The organism is Enterococcus raffinosus, assembly GCF_001886185.1.
Classification (GTDB): Bacteria; Bacillota; Bacilli; order Lactobacillales; family Enterococcaceae; genus Enterococcus_A; species Enterococcus_A raffinosus.
In genome coordinates, this window is record NZ_JXLA01000019.1 from 55,274 (window position 1) to 81,241 (window position 25,968).

General features: G+C 41.0%; 23 protein-coding genes. 21 read left to right on the plus strand and 2 right to left on the minus strand.

The window, feature by feature from the left end; genetic code table 11:
* Together RV13_RS11730 and RV13_RS11735 are read left to right on the plus strand one after the other, a co-directional pair.
* The gene (locus tag RV13_RS11730) at positions 1-558 is read left to right on the plus strand and encodes a sigma-70 family RNA polymerase sigma factor (protein ID WP_010747268.1); all 558 of its coding nucleotides are present in this window, start codon (positions 1-3) and stop codon (positions 556-558) included.
* A gap of 111 nt (positions 559-669) precedes the next feature.
* Positions 670-915 carry a Veg family protein gene (locus RV13_RS11735; protein WP_010742697.1) on the plus strand — a complete coding sequence of 82 codons (246 nt, stop codon included), beginning with the start codon at positions 670-672 and terminating at the stop codon, positions 913-915.
* 28 nt (positions 916-943) lie between these two features.
* On the opposite strand, the gene mscL is transcribed toward RV13_RS11735, so the two are convergent.
* Positions 944-1,384 carry a large conductance mechanosensitive channel protein MscL gene (mscL, locus tag RV13_RS11740; RefSeq protein ID WP_010747267.1) on the minus strand — a complete coding sequence of 147 codons (441 nt, stop codon included), beginning with the start codon at positions 1,382-1,384 and terminating at the stop codon, positions 944-946.
* A 301-nt stretch (positions 1,385-1,685) separates the two neighbouring features.
* Here mscL and yfmF point away from each other — a divergent pair, with 301 nt between their 5' ends.
* The 9 genes from yfmF to mprF all read left to right on the plus strand — a co-directional run bounded on the left by yfmF (position 1,686) and on the right by mprF (position 13,995).
* The gene (gene yfmF, locus RV13_RS11745) at positions 1,686-2,948 is read left to right on the plus strand and encodes an EF-P 5-aminopentanol modification-associated protein YfmF (RefSeq protein ID WP_010747266.1); all 1,263 of its coding nucleotides are present in this window, start codon (positions 1,686-1,688) and stop codon (positions 2,946-2,948) included.
* Positions 2,941-4,233, plus strand: a complete 1,293-nt coding sequence (gene yfmH / locus RV13_RS11750; RefSeq protein WP_010747265.1) for an EF-P 5-aminopentanol modification-associated protein YfmH — start codon at positions 2,941-2,943, stop codon at positions 4,231-4,233. The genes yfmF and yfmH overlap by 8 nt, the downstream gene beginning before the upstream one ends.
* Position 4,234: 1 nt before the next feature.
* Positions 4,235-4,960 (plus strand): elongation factor P 5-aminopentanone reductase, encoded by a 726-nt coding sequence (gene ymfI / locus RV13_RS11755; protein ID WP_010747264.1) that lies wholly within the window; start codon positions 4,235-4,237, stop codon positions 4,958-4,960.
* Between the two features lie 432 nt (positions 4,961-5,392).
* A complete protein-coding gene (locus RV13_RS11760; protein WP_010747263.1) occupies positions 5,393-6,259 on the plus strand; it encodes a RodZ domain-containing protein in 867 nt (288 codons plus the stop codon).
* A gap of 34 nt (positions 6,260-6,293) precedes the next feature.
* Complete coding sequence (gene pgsA, locus RV13_RS11765; RefSeq protein ID WP_010747262.1) at positions 6,294-6,875, plus strand: CDP-diacylglycerol--glycerol-3-phosphate 3-phosphatidyltransferase; 582 nt, start codon at positions 6,294-6,296, stop codon at positions 6,873-6,875.
* A 180-nt stretch (positions 6,876-7,055) separates the two neighbouring features.
* The gene (locus RV13_RS11770) at positions 7,056-8,303 is read left to right on the plus strand and encodes a competence/damage-inducible protein A (protein WP_010747261.1); all 1,248 of its coding nucleotides are present in this window, start codon (positions 7,056-7,058) and stop codon (positions 8,301-8,303) included.
* A gap of 123 nt (positions 8,304-8,426) precedes the next feature.
* Complete coding sequence (recA, locus tag RV13_RS11775) at positions 8,427-9,476, plus strand: recombinase RecA (RefSeq protein ID WP_010747260.1); 1,050 nt, start codon at positions 8,427-8,429, stop codon at positions 9,474-9,476.
* Positions 9,477-9,719: 243 nt separating this feature from the next.
* Positions 9,720-11,276, plus strand: coding sequence for a ribonuclease Y (gene rny, locus RV13_RS11780; RefSeq protein ID WP_010747259.1), 1,557 nt, complete (start codon positions 9,720-9,722; stop codon positions 11,274-11,276).
* Between the two features lie 157 nt (positions 11,277-11,433).
* Positions 11,434-13,995 (plus strand): bifunctional lysylphosphatidylglycerol flippase/synthetase MprF, encoded by a 2,562-nt coding sequence (gene mprF, locus RV13_RS11785; RefSeq protein WP_010747258.1) that lies wholly within the window; start codon positions 11,434-11,436, stop codon positions 13,993-13,995.
* A gap of 77 nt (positions 13,996-14,072) precedes the next feature.
* On the opposite strand, the gene RV13_RS11790 is transcribed toward mprF, so the two are convergent.
* Positions 14,073-14,477 (minus strand): Hsp20/alpha crystallin family protein, encoded by a 405-nt coding sequence (locus tag RV13_RS11790; protein WP_010747257.1) that lies wholly within the window; start codon positions 14,475-14,477, stop codon positions 14,073-14,075.
* Positions 14,478-14,677: 200 nt separating this feature from the next.
* Between RV13_RS11790 and ispE the strand changes: the two genes are divergently transcribed.
* The 10 genes from ispE to RV13_RS11835 all read left to right on the plus strand — a co-directional run bounded on the left by ispE (position 14,678) and on the right by RV13_RS11835 (position 25,700).
* On the plus strand, positions 14,678-15,529 hold the full coding sequence (ispE, locus tag RV13_RS11795; protein WP_035015764.1) for a 4-(cytidine 5'-diphospho)-2-C-methyl-D-erythritol kinase: 852 nt from the start codon (positions 14,678-14,680) through the stop codon (positions 15,527-15,529).
* A gap of 242 nt (positions 15,530-15,771) precedes the next feature.
* Positions 15,772-16,740 carry a metal ABC transporter substrate-binding protein gene (locus RV13_RS11800; RefSeq protein ID WP_010747255.1) on the plus strand — a complete coding sequence of 323 codons (969 nt, stop codon included), beginning with the start codon at positions 15,772-15,774 and terminating at the stop codon, positions 16,738-16,740.
* Positions 16,741-16,771: 31 nt separating this feature from the next.
* Positions 16,772-17,452, plus strand: a complete 681-nt coding sequence (locus RV13_RS11805; protein WP_060789105.1) for a metal ABC transporter ATP-binding protein — start codon at positions 16,772-16,774, stop codon at positions 17,450-17,452.
* On the plus strand, positions 17,425-18,255 hold the full coding sequence (locus tag RV13_RS11810; protein WP_010747253.1) for a metal ABC transporter permease: 831 nt from the start codon (positions 17,425-17,427) through the stop codon (positions 18,253-18,255). Before RV13_RS11805 ends, RV13_RS11810 begins: the two co-directional genes overlap by 28 nt.
* Positions 18,256-18,496: 241 nt before the next feature.
* Entirely contained in the window at positions 18,497-19,315 is an 819-nt protein-coding gene (purR, locus tag RV13_RS11815; protein ID WP_010747252.1) for a pur operon repressor, read from the plus strand.
* Between the two features lie 656 nt (positions 19,316-19,971).
* Complete coding sequence (gene glmU, locus RV13_RS11820) at positions 19,972-21,339, plus strand: bifunctional UDP-N-acetylglucosamine diphosphorylase/glucosamine-1-phosphate N-acetyltransferase GlmU (RefSeq protein WP_010747251.1); 1,368 nt, start codon at positions 19,972-19,974, stop codon at positions 21,337-21,339.
* A gap of 97 nt (positions 21,340-21,436) precedes the next feature.
* The gene (locus RV13_RS11825) at positions 21,437-22,408 is read left to right on the plus strand and encodes a ribose-phosphate diphosphokinase (RefSeq protein WP_010747250.1); all 972 of its coding nucleotides are present in this window, start codon (positions 21,437-21,439) and stop codon (positions 22,406-22,408) included.
* 149 nt (positions 22,409-22,557) lie between these two features.
* Positions 22,558-24,621 carry a hypothetical protein gene (locus tag RV13_RS11830; protein ID WP_240145436.1) on the plus strand — a complete coding sequence of 688 codons (2,064 nt, stop codon included), beginning with the start codon at positions 22,558-22,560 and terminating at the stop codon, positions 24,619-24,621.
* A complete protein-coding gene (locus RV13_RS21380; RefSeq protein WP_231371732.1) occupies positions 24,618-24,974 on the plus strand; it encodes a hypothetical protein in 357 nt (118 codons plus the stop codon). Before RV13_RS11830 ends, RV13_RS21380 begins: the two co-directional genes overlap by 4 nt.
* A 6-nt stretch (positions 24,975-24,980) precedes the next feature.
* Positions 24,981-25,700, plus strand: coding sequence for an ABC transporter ATP-binding protein (locus RV13_RS11835; RefSeq protein WP_010747247.1), 720 nt, complete (start codon positions 24,981-24,983; stop codon positions 25,698-25,700).
* Positions 25,701-25,968 lie beyond the last annotated feature (268 nt).

The following is a 25,968-nucleotide window of genomic DNA, read 5'->3' on the forward strand; positions in this document are numbered from 1 at the left end:
ATGGAAGAACTAAAAAAATCAGAACCATTTGATAGTGTTGCCTTTGAAGAAATGTTTAATCAATATATTCCCGTTGTGTACAGTATGCAGAATCGTTACAAGATACGCGATTTTGATTTCGATGATTGGTTGCAAGAAGGACGAATTGCGTTAAATGATGCTATACAGAGCTACCGTAAAAATCGTGGAACGACATTCGGTTTGTACTACAAAATGATTTTTGAAAATCGAGTCCGTTCCCTTTTACGCCGTCAACAGGCCAAAAAGCGTTTGGCACAGCAACAGGCTGTATCGATTGAGAAGGTTGGACCGGAGACCTTTAGTGAGCGTTTTTATTATCACGAGTTTTTAGAGGAGACGATGTTTATCAGTGAGATGATTCTGACGGGCGAAGTTGTCCTTTCTCCTTTAGAGCTACGGGTGCTGCATTCTTACCTGAAAGGCGAAGAAACCAAAAACATCGCGCAGCAGTTAAATGAAACAGAAAAAGCGATTCATAACGCACTGAATCGGACGAAGAATAAGATCAAGAAAAAAATATATGAATTAGATGAATAACACAACAGGAATCCTTCCTATTAAACAAATAAGAATTTGCAAATTTTTTTATCTTATGATAACATTGAAAAGTTTTATATTTGTGCTATAATATATGTTGAGGTGAACTGTATGCCAACAACTTTAGCGACTATCAAGAAAAACTTGGAAGATCGTATTGGTGCTCCGATTATGCTTGTAGCTCAGACGGGACGCAAGCGTCAAACACAACGAAAAGGAATCCTAACAGAGACTTATCCTTCCGTTTTTGTAGTTGATTTGGACCCAGAAGAAAATTCTTTCGAACGTGTTTCATACAGCTATTCCGATGTATTGACTCGCACAGTAGAGATCGAATTTTTAACAGAAGCAATTTAAAAACCATGGAGCGCTTGCTCCATGGTTTTTATTTGTCTTCGAAATCTTCTCGAGTCGCCTTGTTTTGTTCGACTAATAGATCACGAATATCCGCTAAGTAGTCTTCAGCTGTAGGAACCGTTTCTTCAGGTTCAGCAGCTTCTTCTTTGCTGGTTGCATCTTTTGCTTTGTTGGCAGCTTTAACGATTAAAAATAGCACAAAACCAGTGATAATGAATGTGATCAATGCGCTGACAACGTCGCCAAAGGCAAAGGTAACTCCCTTAACAGGTGTCCAATCTAAAACAGACATGGCTTCGTTCAAATCTTTTCCTTTCGTAAACAAGGAAACAATTAATCCCACTAGGGGCGTGATCAATCCGTTGACGACATTTGTCACAATCGCAGTAAAGGCAGTACCAATAACTACACCAACTGCGAGATCGATGACATTGCCCCGCATCAAGAATTCTTTAAATTCTTTAAACATTGTGTCACTCCTCTCTTCGTCCTTATTTTCAGTATAGCGAAAGAAGAAAAAAATTAGAAATAAAAGGGACTAGGAGCTATGTCCGAATTCAGTTCTTATACTGTTCCTGTGCTATAATTATCTTTAATGATAATAGTGGAGATTCGTCTCTTTTTTCCTTTCGTGATATGCTCGAAACCATACGAGAATAAATTGAAATTTTTTAAATTAGCCTGAAATAGGCAAACCTCTGGTTGAATATTCTGTCACAGGAATATCAGCCTTAATTTTCTGCAAAAAATAAGAAATAAGGAGCTTTGTGATGATTGAACTAAAAAAAGGCGTGCGTCTGCACGTCATTCCAACAAAAAAATACAAAACCATTCAATTATATGGACGATTAACGACTCGTTTAACAAAGGACATCATGACTAAACGTGCCTTGTTAGCTAATCTATTAGAAACCAGTTCTTTGCGTTACCCTGATCAGACGAAACTAAGCGGACAGTTGGCTGAGCTGTATGGAGCCAGCTTTGGCTTGAATGTTGGACGCAAAGGAAATCTTCATTGGCTGGACATCGGCTTAGGCATTGTAAACGGGAAGTATGTAGATGATCCGAAGCTGTTGCCAGCTGCCATGGATTTTCTGCAGGAGGTTTTATTCCATCCAAATATCCACGATGGGAAATTTGATGAACAGACCTTTCAGCTTGAAAAGGAAAATCTGCGAAGCTATATTGAAACGTTACAGGAAGACAAGCAAACAATGGCTTCGTTGAAAATCAAAGAGACCTATTTTACGGATGAGGCACAAAAAATCCCAAGTTTTGGGACGGTTACTGATTTAGAAAAAGAGACAAATGAAGGCTTAGCAGCTTATTATCATGAAACGATCACTGAAGATCAGGTGGATCTGTTTGTGATCGGTGACGTGGAAGAAGCAGAGATGGTAGCTTTGTTTAAGCAACTACCGTTTGTAGATCGGGAGGAGAGCTTCCCAGCAATTTATTACTACCAAACAAATGATAATGTTATCCGTGAGCAACAGATCCAAGAAACCGTCACACAAGGTAAATTGAACTTGGCCTATGGGACAGATATTTATTATGAGGATACAGATCGATTTGCATTGTTGGTCTTTAATGGCCTGTTCGGCGGCTTTCCACACTCCAAGCTCTTTATGAATGTGCGGGAAAAAGCCAGCTTAGCCTATTATGCCTCTAGTTCGTTTGATACCTTCCGTGGCTATTTACAAGTGCAAACGGGGATTAATAGCAACAATCGTGAAAAAGTTTTACGGTTGATCGATGAACAGTTGATTGAGCTGCAGGCTGGTAACTTTACCGAGTTGGCTTTTCAACAAACCAAAGCCATGCTGAAAAATCATTATCTGCTGGGCTTGGACAGTATGCAAAATACGATTGAGACAACTTACTTGGCACAATGGCTGCCGCAAAGTAAGCTGACAGACGAAGAATGGCTGAGACGTTTGGCGGCAGTGACACCAAAAGATGTTCAGAACGTCGCGAAAAAAATTCGTCTTCAAGCGATCTTCTTTTTAGATGGAGGACGTCAAAATGGATAAAGTAGCGTATCAAAAAATCAATGAGACACTATATAAAGAAGTTTTACCGAATGGTTTGACGGTATATTTGCTGCCGAAAGCTGGGTATCACAAAACATATGGGCTGTTCAGTACCAATTATGGCTCAATTGACAATGAATTTGTGCCCCGTGGCGGAACAGAGTATGTTAAAGTTCCTGACGGTATCGCTCATTTTTTAGAGCATAAGATGTTTGAAAAAGAAGACGGTGATGTGTTCCAAAAGTTTGGGGAACAAGGAGCATCGGCGAATGCTTTTACCAGTTTTACTCGAACCAGCTATTTATTTTCAACGACGGATCAATTGGAGTTGAACCTAGAAACACTATTAGACTTTGTTCAAGAGCCGTATTTTACTGAAGAATCGGTACAAAAGGAACAAGGGATCATTGGTCAAGAAATTCAAATGTATCAGGATGATCCAAGCTGGCAGCAGTTTTTCGCTATTTTAAAAAACATGTATCCAAAGCATCCGCTGCACATTGACATTGCTGGAACAGTCGCGTCTATTGCAGAAATTACTGCAGAGGATTTGTACACTTGCTACAATACGTTTTATCATCCTAGCAATATGACGCTATTTGTTGTTGGAAATCTGGAGCCAGAGTCCTTAATGGCCTTTATTCGTGACAATCAAGCGAAAAAGACCTTTGAGGCGCCAGAACCTATTCAACGTCGCTTCCCACAAGAAACGCCAGAGGAAATCATCAAGCTTAGTGAAGAAAAAATGCCGATTACAATGCCAAAAGCAATTGTAGGTGTGAAAGGGCTGGCAGAGCTGCCTGCAGATGACAAGCAGCGTTTGATCTTTAAAATATCGATGGATTTGCTATTCCAAATGTTAGTTGGAACGACTTCTCAAAATTATTTGCGCTTGTACAATGAGGGCTTGTTAGATGACAGCTTCGGGTATGAATTCTCAATGGACCGTAGTTTTTACTTTGCGGATTTTGGCGGAGATAGTGAAGAACCGCAAAAATTAGCCGATCGTTTAACTGAAATTTTGTTGCATTTTGCGACTGATCCAGAGATCAATGAAGAGAATTTAGCGTTACTGAAGAAAAAAATGTTGGGAAAATATTTCCAATCCTTAAATTCTTTAGAGTATGTTGCTAACCAATTTACTCAGTCGTTATTTGGTGAATGGACCTTGTTTGATATGCCGGAAATTATTCAGGAAATCGAATTAGCGGATGTTTTAGCGGCCGGCGAGTTGTTTATCCAGGAAGAGGCCTTTACGCGCTTTTATATGGAGAAGGAGGCTTAAGATGCCTTATGCATTAGTAATGGGCGCAAGCGGCGATATCGGGCAAGCCGTTTGCGAAAAACTGGCGGGGCAAGGCTGGTCCCTCTACTGCCACTACAATCAGCAAAAAGAAAAAGTTTTAAATTTCGTTTCAGACTTACAGAAACGTTATCCTCAGCAAGATTTTTTTATGGTATCCTTAGACATGTTGAGGGAAGCGGAAATCCCCAATTTTTTACAGCAATTATTTCAAGTGGATGGGATCGTTTTTGCTTCGGGCTTTACCTTTTATGAATTGCTGCCTGAAACCAAAGCAGACCAAATGGAGGCTTTGTGGCAGGTTCATTTAAAGACCCCTCTGCTTTTGCTGCAGAGCTTGCAGAGTAAGCTTGCGGCTAATAAAAATGGTCGAGTCGTCTTCATCGGCTCCGTATATGGACACCGCGGCAGCAGCATGGAGACTGTCTATAGTGCTGTTAAAGGTGCACAAGAAGCCTTTGCGAAGGCTTACGCCAAGGAAGTGGCAACATTAGGCATTACTGTAAATGTGGTGGCACCGGGAGCTGTGCAAACGAAAATGAATGATCATTGGGACCCACAAGAGCTGTCTGAGTTGAAAGCAGAAATTCCTTTAGGTCGTTTAGCCGATCCTGAAGAAATAGCAGCGGCCTGTAATTATCTCTTTTCAAAAGAAGCCAGCTATACAACAGGAATCATTTTACCTGTCGCCGGCGGCTGGATGGAATAGCAGCAAGAAATCAGTTTATCAGAAGTTAACCCCCAAAATGTTTAGCTGGCTGATATACGTGATGAAAAACAAACTCATTTTTTGTAAAAAAAAATGAATACCTTACTATGAATTAGGATGTCAGTCCAACTTTTGCCAGTCAACAAAAAGCAGAAGAAAATCATGTGTAAACTCAAAATAAAGTCAGAACAGTTTAGTTGGATGATATACGTGATGAAAAACAAACTCATTTTTTGTAAAAAAAATGAATACCTTACTATGAATTAGGATGTCAGTCCAACTTTTGCCAGTCAACAAAAAGCAGAAGAAAATCATGTGTAAACTCAAAATAAAGTCAGAACAGTTTAGTTGGATGATATACGTGATGAAAAACAAACTCATTTTTTGTAAAAAAAATGAATACCTTACTATGAATTAGGAGTAGAGAATCAAGTGGCTAGTATTAATATTGGAGAAACGCTACGCAAAGCCCGTATCGATAAAAAAATCAGTTTAGATGAACTGCAACAGCGCACGAAAATCCAAAAACGTTATTTGCTGGCAATTGAAGAAAATGACTTTCAAGAACTGCCAAGCGATTATTATTTGCGGACGTTTATTCGACAATATGCTGACGAGGTAAAGCTTGACGGCAATCATTTGATCGATGTTCTGGATGGCAAAGATCGACCGTTGCCCAGCTATCCGGAATTGGAAACCGTGGATGAGCTTAGAAAAAATAAGCACGCTGAAAATCCTACCCGTGCTCGATTTAGAGCAACAATGCCGATGGTCGTTTTAGGTCTTGTGGCGTTAGCGATTATTGCTGTGGTAGGCTACATAACTTGGTTGGACCATCAAGAAACTGCAATTATTCCAGAAAACAGTTCTGTACAAGTTGAACGTTCGGATGTTTCATCCTCTTCGGCAGAAAAAGTTTCGTCATCAAAACCGGAACCAACGACGGAATCGTCAAAAAAAACGGAGAAGCCTAAGATGGCATTTGCAATGGAGAACAATGCAACGAATGCGGCAACGATGAAGGTGGACAATGCGGAAAAACCGTTAAAACTCACTTTTACCGGAAAGGAACGTGTCTGGGTTGGTGTGCAGATCAACGGCGCTTTGACGTATCAATATACGTTACAACCAGGAGAATCACAAACAACCGAATTACCCGCCGATGCTGCTCAAGCAGTCATTACGGTCGGTATGGCGAAATATGCTGAAATCAAAGTGAATGATCAAAGCCTTGATTTTCAACCAGGAGATTCGTTACAGCAAAAGAACGTAACTCTGAATATAGCCTATGCATCTTAAAGGGATGCGTAAATAGAATTAGGAGGAAACAACAATGAATTTACCCAATAAATTGACTGTCATTCGAATCTTTATGATTCCAGTGTTCATGATCGTTGTTCTAGCCCCATGGGACTGGGGAACATTACAAATCGGAAATACGAGTTTAGCGGTGACCCAGCTAGTCGGAGCGATAATTTTCGCGGTAGCCAGCTACACGGATCATCTAGATGGTAAAATTGCCAGAGCACGCGGCTTAGTCACGAACTTTGGAAAGTTCGCGGATCCGTTAGCGGATAAAATGCTCGTGATGACAGCCTTCATTATTTTAGTAGAGCAAGGCAAAGCCCCTTCATGGGTGATTGCTATCATCGTTTGTCGTGAATTAGCAGTAACGGGTTTGCGTTTATTGATCGTAGAGCAGGGCGGCGGTGTTATGGCTGCAGCCATGCCTGGAAAAATTAAGACAGCGACACAAATGGTAGGAATCGTATTGCTTTATCTAAATAATGTTCCCTTCAATTTTATTGGTATTCCAATGGATCAGATTATGTTGTACATCTGCCTATTCTTTACAATCTATTCAGGTTACGATTACTTTGCTAAAAACACATCGATCTTCAAAGGTTCGATGTAATAAGAAATGGAACGATGCTTTCGGTGTCGTTCTTTTTTTGCGTATGTTTGAAGAAAACATCGAGATAAAAAGCGACTTTGTCGGGTGTGACAGTAAATAAGTTTGCCAATCACTCCTTAAATTTAGCGTTTTCTGGTATAGTTGAGGAAAAATGGCGTATGTTAAGAAAGAAGAGAGAAAATGAGAGCAGAAATTATTGCCGTAGGTACGGAACTTTTATTAGGACAGGTCGTAAATACAAATGCGACATTCTTATCAGAGAAATTAGCGGATATGGGGATCGAGGTTTATTTCCACACAGTCGTAGGGGATAATCCTCAACGATTGGAAGAGTTGCTTCAATTAGCAGATACTCGCAGTGAATTGATCATTTTATGTGGTGGTTTGGGACCGACAGATGATGATTTAACCAAAAATGTATTGGCGGATCATGTAGGGGTACCACTGGTTCAAAATACAGAAGGGCTAGAAGCATTAAATGCGTTCTTTGCGCAGCGTCAAAGCACTATGACGCCGAATAACTTAAGGCAAATCGAAACTCTCCAAGATGGCATTCCTTTACCGAATCGGACAGGACTAGCAATCGGCTGCTTATATAAAGGGGAGAAAAACAATTACATTCTACTACCAGGGCCACCTAGTGAATTGAAGCCGATGTTTTTGGAGCAAGCACGTCCATTACTAGAAAAAGAATTTCCAACAACGGAAAAATTAACTTCACGTGTGTTACGTTTCTTCGGAATCGGAGAATCAAAACTAGTGACAGATTTGGCAGAAATGATCGAACAGCAATCAAATCCAACGATTGCACCTTATGCGAAGCCGAACGAAGTCACGTTGCGGATCACTGCGAAGACAGAGGATGAGCTTTCAGCCAATGCTCTATTGGATCAGACAGAGGCTGAAATCATGGCTAAAGTCGGCGAATTCTTTTACGGCTATGGAGAAGAAAATAGCTTAGTTGAAGTCGTTGTTGATCTACTAAAGGAAAACAATTTAAGTATCACGGCGGCAGAAAGTTTGACTGCTGGGGAGTTCCAAGCAACGCTGGGGACAATTTCAGGTGTTTCTGAAGTCTTTCCTGGAGGCTTTGTCACCTATTCTAAGGAAACAAAAGTAAGCTTCTTAGGGATCGATTCTGCGCTGCTAGACCGTGTTGGTGTAGTTAGTGAAGAATGTGCAAAAGAGATGGCAGAAGCTGCACTGCGTCTTGCTGGAACAGATTATGCATTGTCCTTTACAGGTGTGGCTGGTCCTGATGAGTTAGAAGGAAAGCCGAAGGGAACAGTCTATATCGGATTGGCGCAAAAAGAGGGCGAGACCCTGATTACAGAAAATCATTTTACCCGTGACCGTTCGTATGTTCGCCATAGTTCAGTCATGAAGGGCTTAGATATGCTGCGAAGAGCAATTCTAAACAAAAATTAAAAATGCGAATGTTTGTTCGTTTTTTGCTTGCTTTTTTGATTTCAAACCGATAAACTAGGGATATTGAAAAAGCAATAATGATGTGGAAAGCATATTTATTATAGGAAATAGGAGGATCAGCTATTGGCAAATGATCGCAAGGCAGCTTTAGATGCTGCAATGAAGAAGATTGAAAAGAATTATGGTAAAGGTTCGATCATGAAGTTAGGTGAGAAGGTCGATCAACAAATTTCAACGATTCCGAGTGGCTCTTTGGCATTGGACGTTGCGTTAGGTGTTGGCGGGTACCCTCGCGGACGAATCATTGAAGTATACGGACCAGAAAGTTCTGGTAAAACAACGGTGGCATTACATGCCATCGCGGAAGTCCAAAAGCATGGTGGTACCGCAGCCTTTATCGATGCTGAACATGCGTTGGATCCTCAATACGCACAGCGTTTAGGTGTAAATATCGATGAGCTGCTGCTTTCACAGCCAGATACTGGTGAGCAAGGTCTAGAGATCGCTGATGCATTAGTTTCCAGTGGCGCTGTTGATATCATCGTTATCGACTCAGTAGCGGCTTTAGTACCGCGTGCCGAGATCGATGGAGAGATGGGAGACGCTCACGTTGGTTTGCAAGCACGTTTGATGTCTCAAGCGTTACGTAAGTTGTCTGGTTCGATTAACAAAACCAAAACAATCGCGGTCTTCATCAACCAAATTCGTGAAAAAGTCGGCGTAATGTTTGGGAACCCTGAAACAACTCCTGGTGGACGCGCGTTGAAATTCTACGCAACAGTTCGTTTAGAAGTACGTCGTGCAGAGCAATTGAAGAATGGGACTGACATTGTCGGCAACCGCACGAAGATCAAAGTTGTTAAGAACAAGGTAGCGCCGCCATTCAAGGTAGCCGAAGTCGATATTATGTACGGACTTGGGATTTCACAAGAGGGCGAATTGCTGGATATGGCTGTTGAACAAGACATCATTGATAAGAGTGGTGCTTGGTATGGCTATAAAGAAGATCGTATCGGTCAAGGGCGTGAGAACGCGAAGAAATATTTGGCTGATCATCCAGAAATGATGGCCGAAGTTGCTACTCGTGTCAGAGCTGCGTACGGTATTGGCGACGATGCGGCAGCAGCAGATGCTGAAGAAGCAGGACAAGAAGAATTGCCTTTAGATGAATAAAAAACGAAAAACACTAATGACAAAATGAGTCATTAGTGTTTTTTTTCGCAGTATTTTGAAATAAATCAAAGCGCTTTATTTGTGGATTTAGCAAAAGAGAAATAAAGTTGACACGCTATCAGACAAACATTAGAATAAAGTTGTGTGACTCTCACACATATGCAAGTAGGCATATTGATAATTTGACATTCGTTTATCAAAAAACTACAGATAGGTAAATAAGATAGTACGGAGGTGGATTTAATGTTAGTTCCTATTCTCCTCGCTATCATCGGTTTAATTGTCGGTCTTGGTTTGGGTTTCATGGTAGCAAAATCACGTCATGAAAAAGAAATTGATGGGGCACAAAACACAGCTAGAGGGATCATCACGCATGCTAATAAAGAAGCGGAAACCTTGAAGAAAGAAGCTTTGTTGGAAGCCAAGGAAGAAAACCAGCAGTATCGCGCACAAGTTGAAAGTGAGTTGAAAGAAAGCAGACAAGAATTAAAATCGCAAGAAAATCGCTTGCTTCAAAGAGAACAGACTTTAGATCGTAAAGACGACTCTCTCGAGAAGCGTGAGCACTCACTGGAAGAAAAAGAAACAAAAATCAGTGCTAGACAGCAATTAATTGACGAGCGAGAAAAAGATGTAGAACAACTGATTGAAGAACAACAAACAAAATTGGAACAAGTTGCTTCTTTAACGAAAGATGAAGCAAAAGAAGTAATTATGAAGAAGACGGAAGAGGAATTGAACCATGAGTTAACAGTAATGGTCAAGGAATCTGAGCAACGTGCGAAGGAAGAAGCCGATCGCAAAGCCAAAAATCTTTTGGCAATGGCTATCCAACGTTGCGGCGCTGATGCTGTTTCTGAAACGACTGTTTCGGTTGTTACATTGCCAAACGATGAGATGAAAGGTCGCATCATTGGACGTGAAGGTCGGAATATTCGCACATTGGAAACATTGACGGGCATTGATTTAATCATCGATGATACGCCAGAAGCAGTCGTTCTATCCGGATTTGATCCAATCAGACGGGAAATTGCCCGTATGACGTTGGAAAAATTGATTCAAGACGGTCGGATTCATCCGGCACGGATCGAAGAAATGGTTGAAAAATCTCGTAAGGAAATGGATGAACGTATTCGTGAATATGGGGAACAGGCAGCCTTTGAAGTAGGCGCTCATACCTTGCATCCAGATTTGATCAAGATTTTAGGTCGTTTGCATTTCCGGACCAGCTATGGTCAAAATGTGTTGAATCACTCGATTGAAGTTGCCAAGTTGACCGGTGTTTTAGCTGCAGAGTTAGGTGAAAACGTTCAGTTAGCGCAACGGGCAGGCTTGCTGCATGATATCGGTAAGGCGCTGGATCATGAGATCGAAGGATCCCACGTTGAGATTGGTGCAGAACTTGCTGCCAAATATCGTGAAAATCCTGTTGTGATTAATGCAATTGCCTCTCACCACGGGGACACTGAAGCAACATCAGTCATCTCTGTTTTAGTAGCTGCTGCCGATGCAGTCTCCGCTGCTAGACCAGGCGCTCGTAGTGAATCATTAGAAAACTATATCCGTCGTTTAGAAAACTTAGAAAATATTTCGAATAGTTTTGACGGAGTAGACTCAAGCTTCGCCGTTCAAGCAGGACGTGAAGTTCGTGTAATGGTTAAACCAGAGGAAATCTCTGATTTAGATGCAACTCGTTTGGTTCGCGATATTCGTCGCAGAATCGAAGATGAACTGGATTATCCAGGGCACATAAAAGTAGTGGTTATTCGAGAAACACGAGCAACCGATTATGCAAAATAGTAAAAAGCCTCCTATTGAGGCTTTTTCTTTTTGCCAGATGCAATCTATAAAAAATAACGAATTAATTTTTAAGGGAATCCTAAATTTAAAAGGATAGCTTCAAAGTAAGAATTCATTTAAAATAGAATACAAGAAAAGAAAGAATGGGAGTAGAAGGATGACGACTATCAGTCGCTGGTTCAAACGCTATGCCACCTTGCTGAAGATCATTTTCTTCGGGATTGTTTTGTTTTTCGTCGCAAATCAGGTGAAAAATATCGCCCATGGAATGAGCTGGCAAACCGTTTGGCAAACGATCAAACAACAGGATCAAAGGACATTATTAAGTATGTTTGGGATCGGCCTTTGCGGCGTTCTCCCCATGCTTTTATATGATCATGTGGCTATTACGACGCTGGAAGCAGCGGGCAGGCCGCATATGAATCGAAGAGAATGGCTAGTTTCAGCCTGGACCACAAATACCATTAATAATCTGGCCGGTTTTGGCGGAGTCGTTGGGGTAAGTCTGCGATCAAGCTTTTACGGGAAGGGAATGGAGAAGAAGAAGGTATTAGCTGTGATTTCGAAGATCGCTATTTTCATGTTGGCGGGTCTTTCGATTATGGCCTTTATCACGTCTTTAGACTTGATCTTCTTTCGAACGCAAAATCCCTTTGTTCGTTACCGGTTTTGGTTATTAGCTGGCGGATTCTTTGCGCCGATTTTATTTGTTTTTGTTTACGGACGCCGCCGCACGATTTTTAAAGAGTTTCGCTTAAAGCAAATCCTTGAGTTGTACTTAGCATCTTTAGGCCAATGGCTAGGTGCTTTAGCTGTCTTTTTAATTGTAGGGTATCTCATGGGCGTGAAGTTAAACATTGGAGAAGTTTATCCGATGTTCGTAATTGCAACAGGCTTGGGAATGCTGACGATGGTTCCCGGAGGTGCAGGAACCTTTGATGTCATGATGATCTTAGGATTAGGGCATCTCGGATTGAATCAAAGTACCGCAGTTGTTTGGATTTTATTTTATCGAATCTTTTATTATTTACTGCCCTTTATAACGGGGATCGTCATTTTCTTGACCAACACAAGTGTCAAAATGAATCGTTACTTTGATAATTTGCCGCGGCTGTTATCACAAAAAGTGGCGCATGTCTTTATGGTAAGTGCCGTTTATTTTGCAGGAATCATGATGATCTTGTTGTCAACGTTGACCAATCTATCGAACATTAGCCGGCTATTTCAAGTTTTATTGCCTTTTTCGTTTGATTTCTTGGATCAGACGCTGAACCTCTTGATCGGCTTTTTGCTGCTGGGGTTTGCTCGAGGCATTTCACAAAAGGTGAAGCGGGCATTTTGGCCGACGATTCTGCTACTGATTTTTGGGATCGTCAATACCGTGGCGCGGACAGCATCGGTTCGTTTAATCGTAGTTTATCTAGTGATCTTGCTGATTGTTTGGATGTCTCGGAAGGAATTTTATCGGGAACGTTTTGTTTATTCTTGGGGAGCGTTGGCTTTTGATGGTATTCTGTTCGGCTTGCTCTTTATATTTTATGCAGTGGCAGGCTATCACAGTGGACAAATTTGGAGCACAGAACGCTTGTCGATGAAATATTTCGCCTTTCCATCAGAAGAGATTTGGTTCTCTGGACTGATTGGCTTGATTTTATCTATTCTGTGTTTATCGATTCTTTATCAGTATTTGACGCAAAGCGAAACAAAGCTTGGGGCGCCTTGGGATGAAAAACGGTTCAATTATTTGATTAGTCGCTATGGTGGGACACCAGCTAGTCATTATCTGCGGGTGTCCGGGTATCAGTATTTCTATTATCAAGAAAACGGCAATGATCAAATTCTTTTTGGCTTTCAAACGCGGGCCAATAAGTGTTTTGTTTTAGGAGACCCCGTAGGAAATCCGAAGAAATGGCAGGCGGCGACGTTTGCGTTTATGGAGCATGCCGATCGCTTGGGCTATCAATTAGCCTTTTATAAAATCTCTGAAGACTATGTGCTGCTGTTACATGATCTTGGTTTCCATTTTGATAAGATTGGAGAAACTGGGGTGACAGATTTCACGGAACATAAGCTGGATGTTTTCTCAGATCGCTTTGAATTTAAGCGATTAACGAATGAAGGCTATCAATTCATCTATTTTGAAAGGCTTCCTGAAGAGGTATTTGATGAGTTGGAGGAGATATCGGATGAATGGTTGAATGGAGAAAAGGAAAAATGTTTCTCTGTTGGACGTTTTGACCGTTCTTATATTGAGACCAGCAATGTCGGGATTGCTCGAGATCCGCAAAATCAAATTGTCGGTTTTATCACGGAGCAGCCCATCAACCAGGAAAAAGCCTCCTTTGATCTCCTGCGTTTTCGAAACGATGTTCCCAATGAATTACCGACGTTTTTAAAGCTTCATTTAATGGATGAGCTGAAAAAGCAAGGCTATGGGGAAGTTTATCAGGGGATGGCACCGCTAGCCAAGGTTGGAGAGACCTCTTTTGCCTTCTTAGGCGAACGAATCATGAACCTGATCTATAAATATGGTCATTCCATCTATGCCTTTCAACAAGTGGCGGAAGAAAAAACCATTTATGTCGATCAGTGGCGGCCGAGATATTTTGCTTATAGGAGAGACAGCAGCTTCCTGTTTTCTGCACTGCAATTATTGTTGCTGATCGGTCGCGGAAAAAACAAAGGTGTAACCATTTCAGAGGAAATGATCGAGCTATAAAAAGACGAGCCAAGTCTGAAGTCCATGCAGAAGTGAACACTTTTGCATGACAGCTTCAGCTAGCTCGTTTTTTTTAATCAATCAATCGTAATCGCTTTGCCTTTTCGTTCTTCGTATTCTGCTTTTGGCAGTATTAAGGTAAGAACCCCATTTTCGAATTTCGCATTGATTTTTTCTTCAATAATATCTTTTACAGCAAATTGACGATGGTAGGCACTACTGGATCTCTCTCTGCGAACGAATCGACCATCGTCCTTGACTTCGTTTTCAGCCGTGTGTTCTGCATCAATTGAAAGGATATCGTTGTTGTAATGAACGGAAATTTCTGATTTATCAAAGCCTGGCAGATCCGCTTTGACTTCGTAATGATCATCTAAATCGCGAATGTCCACGCTCATTTTTCGATCATCCCAAAACGTATTCATCAGCTTTCCAACCAAATCTTCTCCATCTAACCAATCATTTTTCGGTAGTAGATTCATACAGCTTCCTCCTAATTCGTAATGAATAACCTTCTGACAACACATAAATACATTACAGACCGATTTCTTCTAACTTCATGGTAAAGCCTTAGGAGGAATTATTCAACTAATTTAGGGTGGCTATGCTAGAATGAATTATCTATACATTTAGGATGGGCTATGATAGAATCGTCTAGTGAAAAATTTGAACGGGTGAGAAAATGGAAATTATGGAGAAAGCCCCTGCGAAAATCAATTTGGGCCTCGACATTTTAGGCAAACGACCGGATGGGTTGCATGAGCTGGCGATGGTCATGGCGAGCATCGACCTAGCGGATCGTTTGTATTTGGAAGAAATTCCTGAAGATAGAATCATTATTGAGACCAACAAGGCTTTTTTACCCACGGATAAAAAGAATCATGTTTATGAAGCGTTGGAACTGGTTAAAGAACGCTTTGAAATAAAAAAAGGTCTGCGGGTTAAAATTCATAAAGAGATTCCCGTAGCAGCCGGTCTTGGCGGCGGCTCGACAGATTCTGCGGCGGCTTTGCGTGCAGTGAATCGTCTGTGGGATTTGGGGTTGTCCATTGAAGAAATAGCTAGCTTAGGTGCCGAAGTCGGTTCGGATGTTCCGTATTGTGTCTACGGGCAAACATCCTTGGTTGAAGGCTTCGGAGAGAAGGTCACGCCGATTGCACCGATGCCCCAATGCTGGGTCGTAGTAGTGAAACCACGAATGAGTGTTTCAACACGAACGATCTTTGCGCAAATTGTCATGGAAGATTTGTATCATCCGGATATTGCGGCACTTGTATCTGCGATTGAAGCAAATGATTATCAGAAAATGACGGAAAACTTAGGCAATTCTATGGAGGTCGTAACGATCAGAAAGCATCCAGTTATTCAGCAATTGAAGGATCGGATGCTGAAATATGGTGCTGATGCTGCAATGATGAGCGGCAGTGGGCCGACCGTTTATGCCTTGTGCCACAAATACTCACGGGCGAAGCATGTATTTAATGCATTGAAGGGCTTTTGTGAGGAAGTCTATCTTGTTCGCACGTTAAAATAGATCCCGCGGGGTCTATTTTTTGTGGAATGAAAAGGAATTGAAGATCTTTATAAAATAACAATGTAATAAAAATGAACCGGATACAGGTTTTGCTCTTCATATGAATGGTATATCATCTATATTACGATTTAACAGCATTATTTTGAGTTAAATCGTAATTTTTACGTTTTAAGTTGACGGATAGAAAAACATTTGTTAAATTAATTCTTGTCTTAAAAAGAGAAGAGAAGGTGCGTATATAAATGAAGATGCAAAAAGGACTGCTTTTAATCGGAACTGTGTTACTATCAGTTTTGCTGACTGCTTGCGGTAGTCAAGAGAAGAAAGAAGCCTCATCTAATGATAAAATCCAAGTGATGACAACATTTTATCCAATGTATGAATTCACTAAGCAGGTAGTAGGAAATAAGGGGGACGTGGAATTGTTGATTCCCGCTGGAACAGAGCCTCACGATTTCGAACCTTCTGCCAAAGACTTAGCAAAAATTTCTGATTCAGATGTGTTTGTTTATAATAGTCCAGAGTTGGAAACATGGACAGACAACCTGACGGACACGATTGATACGAAGAAGACAGCGATTATCCAAGCCTCTAAAGAGATTACTTTAATGGATGATGCCGCGCACGATCACGAAGAAGCTTATGAGGATCATGATGCAGAGGAACATGAAGCCCACGGACATGACCATGAGTTAGATCCCCATGTTTGGTTAGATCCTGTTTTAGCGATCAAAGAAGTTGAAACGATTCGGGACCAATTAAGCAAAAAATATCCAGATGACAAAGCGGATTTTGAAAAAAATGCTGCGAACTATATCGAAGAACTAAAAACGTTGGACAAAGAATATCAAGTGGCGTTTAAAGATGCGAAGAACAAAACATTTGTGACACAGCATGCGGCCTTCGGGTATTTAGCGAAGCAATACGGGTTAACGCAAGAAGCAATTGCTGGTATTTCCCCGGATCAAGAGCCGTCTCCAAGTCGCTTAAGCGAGTTGAAGCATTATGTGGACGATCATCAAGTGAAAGTGATCTATTTTGAGGAAAATGCTTCTTCAAAAGTTGCCGAGACATTATCGAAAGAGACTGGTGTGAAATTAGAAGTGTTGAATCCGTTGGAAAGCTTAACGAACAAACAAATCAAAGACGGTGAAGATTACGTTTCTGTTATGCGGGAGAATTTGAACGCCTTGAAGGAAAGTATCCAATAACAGCAAAACAATGATTAAAGGAGAGACGAACATGTCGTATATCGAGGTGGAAGACCTTTCATTCTATTATGATAACGAACCGGTTTTGGAAAATGTTTCCTACCATGTGGATCCGGGGGAGTTCGTCATTTTGACTGGAGAAAATGGTGCCGCAAAATCGACATTGATCAAAGCGACATTAGGCTTATTAAAGCCTAGCAGTGGAAAAGTGACGATTGCGAAAAAAAATGCCCAAGGAACAAAATTGAGTATCGGCTATATTCCTCAGCAGGTAGCATCCTTCAATGCCGGATTTCCCAGCACAGTGCTGGAGCTAGTATCCTCCGGACGCTACCCACAAGGAAAATGGTTCAAAAAATTATCCCTCCGAGATCATGAGCATGTACAAAAGGCATTAGAGTCAGTAGATATGTGGAATATGCGCCATAAAAAGGTCGGCGAGCTGTCCGGGGGTCAAAAACAACGGATCAGCTTGGCGCGTTTATTTGCGAAAGATCCTGATCTGTTGATTTTGGATGAACCGACAACAGGGATGGATGAAAAATCTCGGAATGATTTTTATGAATTGTTGCGCCACAGCGCTCATGCCCATGGAAAGAGCATTTTAATGATCACTCATGACCATGAGGATACGAAAAAATATATTGATCGGCATATTCGATTGGTACGAAAGGAGAATTCTAAATGGCGTTGCTTTCATATGAGTTCATGAGACGTGCCTTTCTAGCTGCGATCTTTATAGCAGGAATCGCGCCTATGCTAGGTGTCTTTCTTGTCATTCGTCGTCAATCTTTGATGGCTGATACGCTATCCCACGTTTCATTGGCGGGAGTCGCGCTTGGCTTCTTCTTAAACTTGAACCCAACAGGTACAACACTGTTTGTTGTTGTGATTGCTGCGATTATCATGGAATACCTGCAGAATATGTACAGTTCCTATTCGGAAATATCCATCGCCATTTTGATGGCGGCGGGTTTAGCAGTCGCACTAGTGCTGATGAGTTTAGCGCCTGGCAGTTCGGCGGTCAGCATTCAGTCTTATCTGTTTGGCTCGATCGTGACGATCACTTGGCAGCAGGTGGTGTTTTTAGGCATCTTGTTTGTTCTGGTAGGTATTTTGTTTTTGCTATTCAAACGACCAATGTATGTTTTGACCTTTGATGAAGATATTGCGGCCGTGGATGGGTTGCCTGTTCGCATGATGTCGATGATTTTTAATGTTGTCACTGGTGTGGCGATTGCTATTATGATTCCTATCGCAGGAGCCCTGCTGATCTCAGCGATTATGGTATTGCCTGCAGCGATCGGAATGCGCGTTGGCAAAAGCTTCAATATTGTCATCTTCGTTAGTGTGCTGGTTGGTTTTGTTGGCATGATCGGCGGACTGACGGGTTCGTATTATTTAGATACGCCGCCAGGAGCGACGATTACGCTTGGCTTCATTTTATTGTTTCTGATTCTTAATGGGATTCGTCAATTACGAATCCTGATTCAACGAAAACAAGTTCAAAAATAGAGGAAAGCGAAAGCTTTTCCTCTTTTTTTGTGTAATAATTAATAAATTCCGAACTTTTCGACTTTAAAACGAGAAAATGCTCGAATTTTATTGGCTAAACCCTTATAATGGGAAACGATAAATCAGAATCGGGGTCATGCGCACTTCTTTTAAAGAAACGGTGCAAAAATCCGCGTTGAGAATCAAAATTATTTTTCCAAGTAAAAATAATTATACTAAATACGAAATAGGAGTGAATTACGTGAAAGTGCGTCGAAGCGAACGATTAATCGACATGACACAATATTTGTTGGATCATCCACATGACTTGATCCCATTGACTTTTTTTGCGGCTAGATACGGTTCAGCCAAATCTTCTATCAGTGAAGATTTAGCCATTGTGAAGAAGACCTTCAAAGAACGAGGAACAGGCTTCTTAGAGACGATTCCTGGAGCAGCAGGCGGGGTTGTCTTTACGCCGAGTATCACGGATGAAGAGGCGCAAGAATATATCGGTTCTTTGGCAGAACGTTTGTCAGAAGAAGATCGGTTGCTGCCTGGCGGCTACGTGTATTTATCAGATATGTTAGGTCAACCCGACTTGTTACGCAAGGTCGGTCGAATTATTGCGGCCCAATATTTGGATAAAAAGGTGGATGCAGTCATGACTGTGGCTACTAAAGGAGTGCCGATCGCTCAAGCGGTCTCTTACTATTTGAACGCACCCTTTGTGATCGTTCGTCGGGATTCAAAAATTACCGAAGGGTCAACGGTCAGCGTCAATTATGTGTCAGGTTCTTCTGAACGCATTGAAAAAATGGAATTATCAAAACGCAGTTTGAAACGCGGCTCGAAAGTTCTGATCGTAGATGACTTTATGAAAGGCGGCGGAACCGTCAATGGCATGAAGAGTCTGATCGAAGAATTTGAGGCGGAGCTTGTAGGGATTACAGTCTTTGCGGAATCTAAATTTAAAGGTGAACGCGCGATCGACGACTATAATTCATTATTATTTGTACAGGATGTCGATACAAGTACAAAAACCATTTCGGTCGTACCAGGCAACTGCTTCGATAAATAGATGAAAGAAATGCTACGCTGTTTAGACTCTCCCGAATTTTTAATGGAGAGTCTAACGGGCTAGCCTTTTTTGCGTCTGGCTAGTAAAATGGGATAAGCGTTTAAAATAGCAAGAACTTCATAAATGAAAATCCATTCTACAATCCAGTAGAATGATATACGGAATGAACATCAGAGGTAATTTTTTTAGAAAAATTATTTCATTAATATGAATGAGGATGTCAGTTCTACTTTGTGCTTTCAGTTCATTAGTAGAATGATATACGTGTTGAGAATCAGACTCATTTTTCTTTTGAGAAAAATGAATACATTAAAACGAAATAGGATGTCAGTTCTACTTTGTGCTTTCAGTTCATTAGTAGAATGATATACGTGTTGAGAATCAGACTCATTTTTCTTCTGAGAAAAATGAATACATTAAAACGAAATAGGATGTCAGTTCTACTTTGTGCTTTCAGTTCATTAGTAGAATGATATACGTGTTGAGAATCAGACTCATTTTTCTTCTGAGAAAAATGAATACATTAAAACGAAATAGGATGTCAGTTCTACTTTGTGCTTTCAGTTCATTAGTAGAATGATATACGTGTTGAGAATCAGACTCATTTTTCTTCTGAGAAAAATGAATACATTAAAACGAAATAGGAGTGACTTCTTTTGGAAAATCGTTATGCGATTATTTTAGCGGCGGGTAAGGGAACTCGCATGAAATCAAAATTATACAAAGTGCTGCACCCAGTGGCGGGAAAACCAATGGTGGAACACATTATCGAGCGAGTGGTTGAGACACAGCCGACAGATATCGTGACTATCGTAGGGCATGGTGCAGAAATGGTCAAAGAGCAGCTAGGCGAACGCAGTCAATACGCACTGCAGGCAGAGCAACTAGGAACGGGCCATGCTGTTATGCAAGCGGCAGAATTTTTGAAGGGAAAAAAAGGAACAACATTAGTCATCAGTGGAGACACCCCTTTACTTACGACGAAAACATTAAACAACCTGTTTGATTACCACCAGGGTAAAAAGGCCAGCGCGACGATCCTAACTGCTCATGCAGAAGACCCAACAGGCTATGGCCGTATTTTACGTGACCATGTTGGTATCGTAGAAAAGATCGTAGAACAAAAAGACGCGACACCAGAAGAAGCGCGTACGCAAGAAATCAATACTGGAACCTATTGCTTTGACAACGAACAATTATTTGCGGCATTGGAAAAAATCGGTACGAATAATGCACAAGGTGAATACTACTTAACTGACATCGTTGAGATTTTAAAAAATGATGGACAAACAGTGGCGGCCTATCAAACGGAGGATTTTGAAGAATCCTTAGGGGTAAATGATCGGATCGCTTTAGCGAATGCGAATGAAATCATGCGTCGTCGAATCAATCGGCAACATATGGTAAACGGTGTAACCTTTATTGATCCTGCGACCACTTATATAGATGCGGGCATCAAAATCGGATCTGACACGATCGTTGAACCTGGAGTACAAATTCAAGGGAATACGGTGATTGGTTCTGACTGTATTATCGGTGCTCATTCAAAAATTGTTGACAGCACAATTGAAGACAATGTGGAGATCACCGCTTCTGTATTAGAAGAATGTATTGTTCGTAAAAATGCGGATGTTGGTCCGAATGCACATTTACGTCCACAAGCGGATATTGGTGAAAATGCTCATATCGGTAACTACGTGGAAATCAAAAAAGCTTCTATTGGAGAAAACACAAAAGTGGGTCATTTGACCTATGTGGGTGATGCGACGCTTGGAAAAGATATCAACGTTGGCTGCGGGGTAGTTTTTGTCAATTATGACGGCAAAAACAAGCATCATACCAATGTCGGAGATCATGTCTTTATTGGTTCTAGCACGAATATTATCGCACCAGTTAACATTGCCGATAACAGTGTAACAGCAGCAGGCTCAACAATCACAGATGATGTCGCTGAAGGTGATATGGCTATTGCTCGCGCTCGTCAAGTCAACAAAGAAGGTTATGCTAATCATCTGCCTTTTTAAGGGAATTCTCTTGATTTCTTAAATGGAAATGACTAGTATTTTATTTGAAATGGTATATAATCGGTAACGTATGCTTAAAAAGAAAGTGGAGGTCCCCATGTCGAAACATTATTTTGATCCAAGATTGAAAATTTTTGCTTTGAACTCAAATCGTCCCCTAGCTGAGAAAATCGCTGAAGAAGTTGGTGTTGAATTAGGAAAAAGTTCAGTTACCCAATTTAGTGATGGTGAAATTCAAGTAAACATTGAAGAAAGTATTCGCGGTTGTCATGTCTATGTCGTTCAGTCAACAAGCAGTCCAGTAAATGATAATCTGATGGAACTTTTGATTATGATCGATGCTTTGAAACGTGCGAGTGCAAAAACAATCAACGTCGTAATGCCTTATTACGGGTATGCCCGTCAGGACCGTAAAGCACGCGCACGGGAACCAATCACTGCTAAACTTGTTGCTAACATGATTGAAAAAGCTGGCGCGACTCGTCTATTGACGCTAGATCTACACGCTTCACAAATTCAAGGATTCTTTGATATCCCTGTCGATCATTTGATGGGTGCTCCATTGATTGCCGATTATTTCTTAGAAAAAGAAATTTGCGGAGATGACGTTGTGGTGGTATCACCTGACCATGGTGGGGTAACACGCGCTCGTAAATTAGCTGAATTCTTAAAGGCGCCGATTGCGATCATTGATAAACGCCGTCCAAAAGCGAATGTTGCTGAAGTAATGAATATTATTGGGAAAGTCGATGGCAAAACATGTGTGATTATCGATGACATGATCGATACTGCCGGTACGATTACGTTAGCTGCCAACGCTTTAAAAGAAGCTGGCGCGAAACAAGTCTACGCTTCATGTACCCATCCTGTTTTATCTGGACCAGCAATGCAACGAATCCAAGATTCAGCCATTGAACATTTAGTTGTAACGGATTCAATCTACTTATCAGATGAACGAAAAATCGATAAGATTGATGAAATCAGTGTGGGTGAATTAATGGGGGATGCGATCAAACGTATCCACGAAAATAAACCAGTCAGCCCATTATTCGAAACACATAAAAAATAATTGATTGATTCACTAGGTACTCTCCGTAGGGTACCTAGTTTTTTTATGCTAGATTCATTTTTTGGCAATGAATTATTTTCTAACAAACGCTTTCAGCGTGTTCCTATTCTGCTATGATAATAGATAGAAGAACAGTGCAGGAGGGCATTATGCAAAAGCGAATGAATGGGATTTCCATGGTAGCCGGCTACGGGATGTTAGTGATCGCGCTATTTTTTAAAATACTCGGCGGCGAACAGCAGCGATTCAGTTTAATAGGAGCTTGGTTTCGCAGCTTGATCAGCGGAGATTTCCTACATTTTTGGCGGACAGGCTTTTCTTCTGGAATGGGTGTTTTAGTAGGGACAGCAATGTTTTTATTACTAGCCGTCCTTTATATTGCCGATGCTGTTTTAATCACCTGTCAGCGAAAGCTGTCTTTTTTGGACGCTGTTAAATCAGCGTGGCTCTATTTTACGATGTTTTTTTATTTTATCTTTATTCAATTTTACACAAGTAGTATGTGGTTGGTTTTATTCTTGATTGTCGGTGCGATGGAGTTCCTATTGAATCGGTATTTAGAGGATAAAATTTCGCGTGACCAGAAGTATGCGGCGTCACAAAAAGTTGAGAAAGCCTACAATGAGGATCGTAAGCGGCGTTTAGCCTTTCCTGGTAAGTATCCGCCAGAGTTTCACCAAATAATTCAAAAAAATTTTCGTTTTTATCATAAGAATTACGTGCTGCTGATTTTTGCTAACGCGCTGGTATTTTTTTCACTGATCATTCTTTTCTTTACGTATCGTGATTTTAGTGGGATGCATACACAGGAATCTATCTTTGATAAGACGGGACTGCTACGTATTTTTATCGAATCAGGCGGTGTTCTTTTATTATTGTTATTGCTATTTCTAACATTCATGGACGGATTATACATTGATTTTAAGGCAAAACATATGGAATTGTTTATCCAGCTGGGCATTCGGAAACGAACCTTTTTGATGATGCTTTTGGAAGAATTCGGCTTCTGCGCCTTAACGGGAATTTTGCTTGGGGGCACCATTGGGTTAGTACTTACCAGAGAGTTTGCAAGCTTTGGTTGGGCTCTGCTGCTTTATGCAGGTTTGGTCATTTTGGCGATGGCGTTCCATCAAGAAAAAATCCTTCGTTTAATTCAGTTTAGACCACGGGAACAAGCCAAACCGGATCAGCCCAATCAACGCTGGAGTCCGCTGTTTTTATTGGTAGGTCTGATCATGTTAACCATTACTTTTTTGTGGTTCCATCGGCGGAAATCGGCAGAAACATTATTAGTAATTGCAACACTGATCGCTGCCCTATGGGGACTATTCCTTGGCGGTGGTGGGCTTTATGTGAAACAGAGGCGGGGAAAGACCGACCTATTACTTTCTCGTAATGATTTATTTTATCGATTCCATAAGAGTATCAATGTTTTAACATTAGCGACCCTGTTGAATGTTTTAATAGTCGGCTTCTTTTTACCGCGGCTAGTGACATTTCAACAAACGACTGTGGAAAATTTATTTCCTTACGAGGTGGTTGCAAAGGTGAAGCAGCCAGAAGTTCAGCAAGTGGAAGGAATATTGACTCGAGAGAAGGCATTGTGGAAAAAGTATCCATTTTTTCCAGTCACTTCTATAGATGGTGATCCAGAATGGGAAACTTTCGGTACCAGTCGCCCGGTGATGTTTATTCAAGGACAGCATATCGGTATTTCTGAGGCCACTTATCAACAGTTGCGACAGGCCAACAATTTAGAAAATCATCCACTAGATTTAAAAATGGGGCAATGGCATGTGGTTTATCAACAGGCCATCAGTATCCGTGCACAGCCGATCGATTGGGATCCGCAAAGTGTGCGGCCGCGTTTGCGAATCGGAACCCCATTAGAAAGCTATAATACAAACAATGTCGACCTGATTTTTCCTATGCGAACTATCAAGAGTCAAGAACGCTTGATACTGACTGGAATGTTTCAACGGGGGTTACAGGAAAATATTCTTGTTTTTTCAAATGATGAATTTGAAAAACTGACAAAAAAAGAAAATCCGCGGCAATTATTTCTGATTAATGGGGATAAAAGCATCCTTCAATCGTTGACTTTCTTGAAGGATACTTATCTTGAGGATAAGCGTTGGGATGCCACGATTGAGCCGGTATATGAGCGAACACAGCTGTGGTTACTGAAAATTATCTGCAGGTCTTACTTTTGATCTTCACGTTAGCTGTCTGTATCTTCATGAATGTAGGAATACTCGTCGCAAAATTTGAGAGTGAGCAGGGTCTGCTGATTTCTCGAAGAAGACTATTGGATCAATTAGGGATGAGAGGAAAAGAACAGCGCAGGGTTTTGAAAAAACAGGTAAGCTTCTTTATTGTGCTGCCAATAGTTGCTGGATTACTGGTGAGTGTTGTTTTTATTAGTATTATGGGCATGCTGCGCTTCTTTTCAGTTGGAGAATGGCTGGAATTTGGTCGATTATTCTTAATGGATTACAGTGTTTACTTAATAAGCTGGGGAATCATTGGGGCATTGATTTATCGCAGAATCGAAAAGTGGAGGTAACGAGACATGGAGCCTATTATCAAAGCTTCTGACATTACTAAAAATTATGGCCAACAAGAAGTGCTCAAGGGGATCAATTTAGCCATCAATTATGGGGATTTTACTTGTATCATGGGGCGTTCCGGCTGCGGCAAGACCACGTTATTAAAAATCTTAGGACTGATGCATCCGCCAACTACAGGGGCGGTCATGTTTGAAAAGCGGGCGACCCATGAACTATTTCCTGATGAAATTTCTGATATCCGCAGACGGAAAATCGGTTTTGTTTTTCAAGATTTTAACTTAATGGAAAGTATCACTGTAAAAGAAAATATTCTTTTGCCGGCAATTTTGGATAAGCAGGATACGAAAAAGGCAGAGGAACGGATGAATCCCTTTTTCAAAATTTTGCGAATTGAACATTTATTAGCGAAACTTCCACATGAATTATCTATCGGTGAGAAACAGCGAGCCGCCATTTGTCGCGCCCTTATGAATGAACCACAAATAATTATAGCGGATGAGCCAACAGGAAACCTAGATAGTAACGCAGGAGCAGAGGTCATTAAAATTTTTCAACGAATCAATCAAGAGCTTGAGATTACGATCGTGATGATTACTCATGATAGTAAGGTCGCTCAGGCGGCAAATGAGATCATTTTTTTAAAGGATGGACAAATCTATGATCGATTCAGCAATAGGGTCGGCTCAGAGAGTCAGATCGCGGAAAAAATGCTGGAAGTCTAATCGAAGAAAAAGAAGCGTTCCTGAAAAAAGGAACGCTTCTTTGTTGTGTTCATGACAAAAAAAGAGCTCATCGGTGGGTGGCCGATGAGCAAAGGAGTTAAAAAATGAAAAAGTGTTAGGGTTGTTTGTTGGTATGCTTATATAATAGCAACTAGTTGTGAATTATTTGTGAACGAAGCTTGGCAGAAAAATAAAAAAAGTAGGTCAAAAAAAAGATGACTGGACTTTATTTTTTATAAAAAAAAAGGAGCTCATCGGTGGGTGGCCG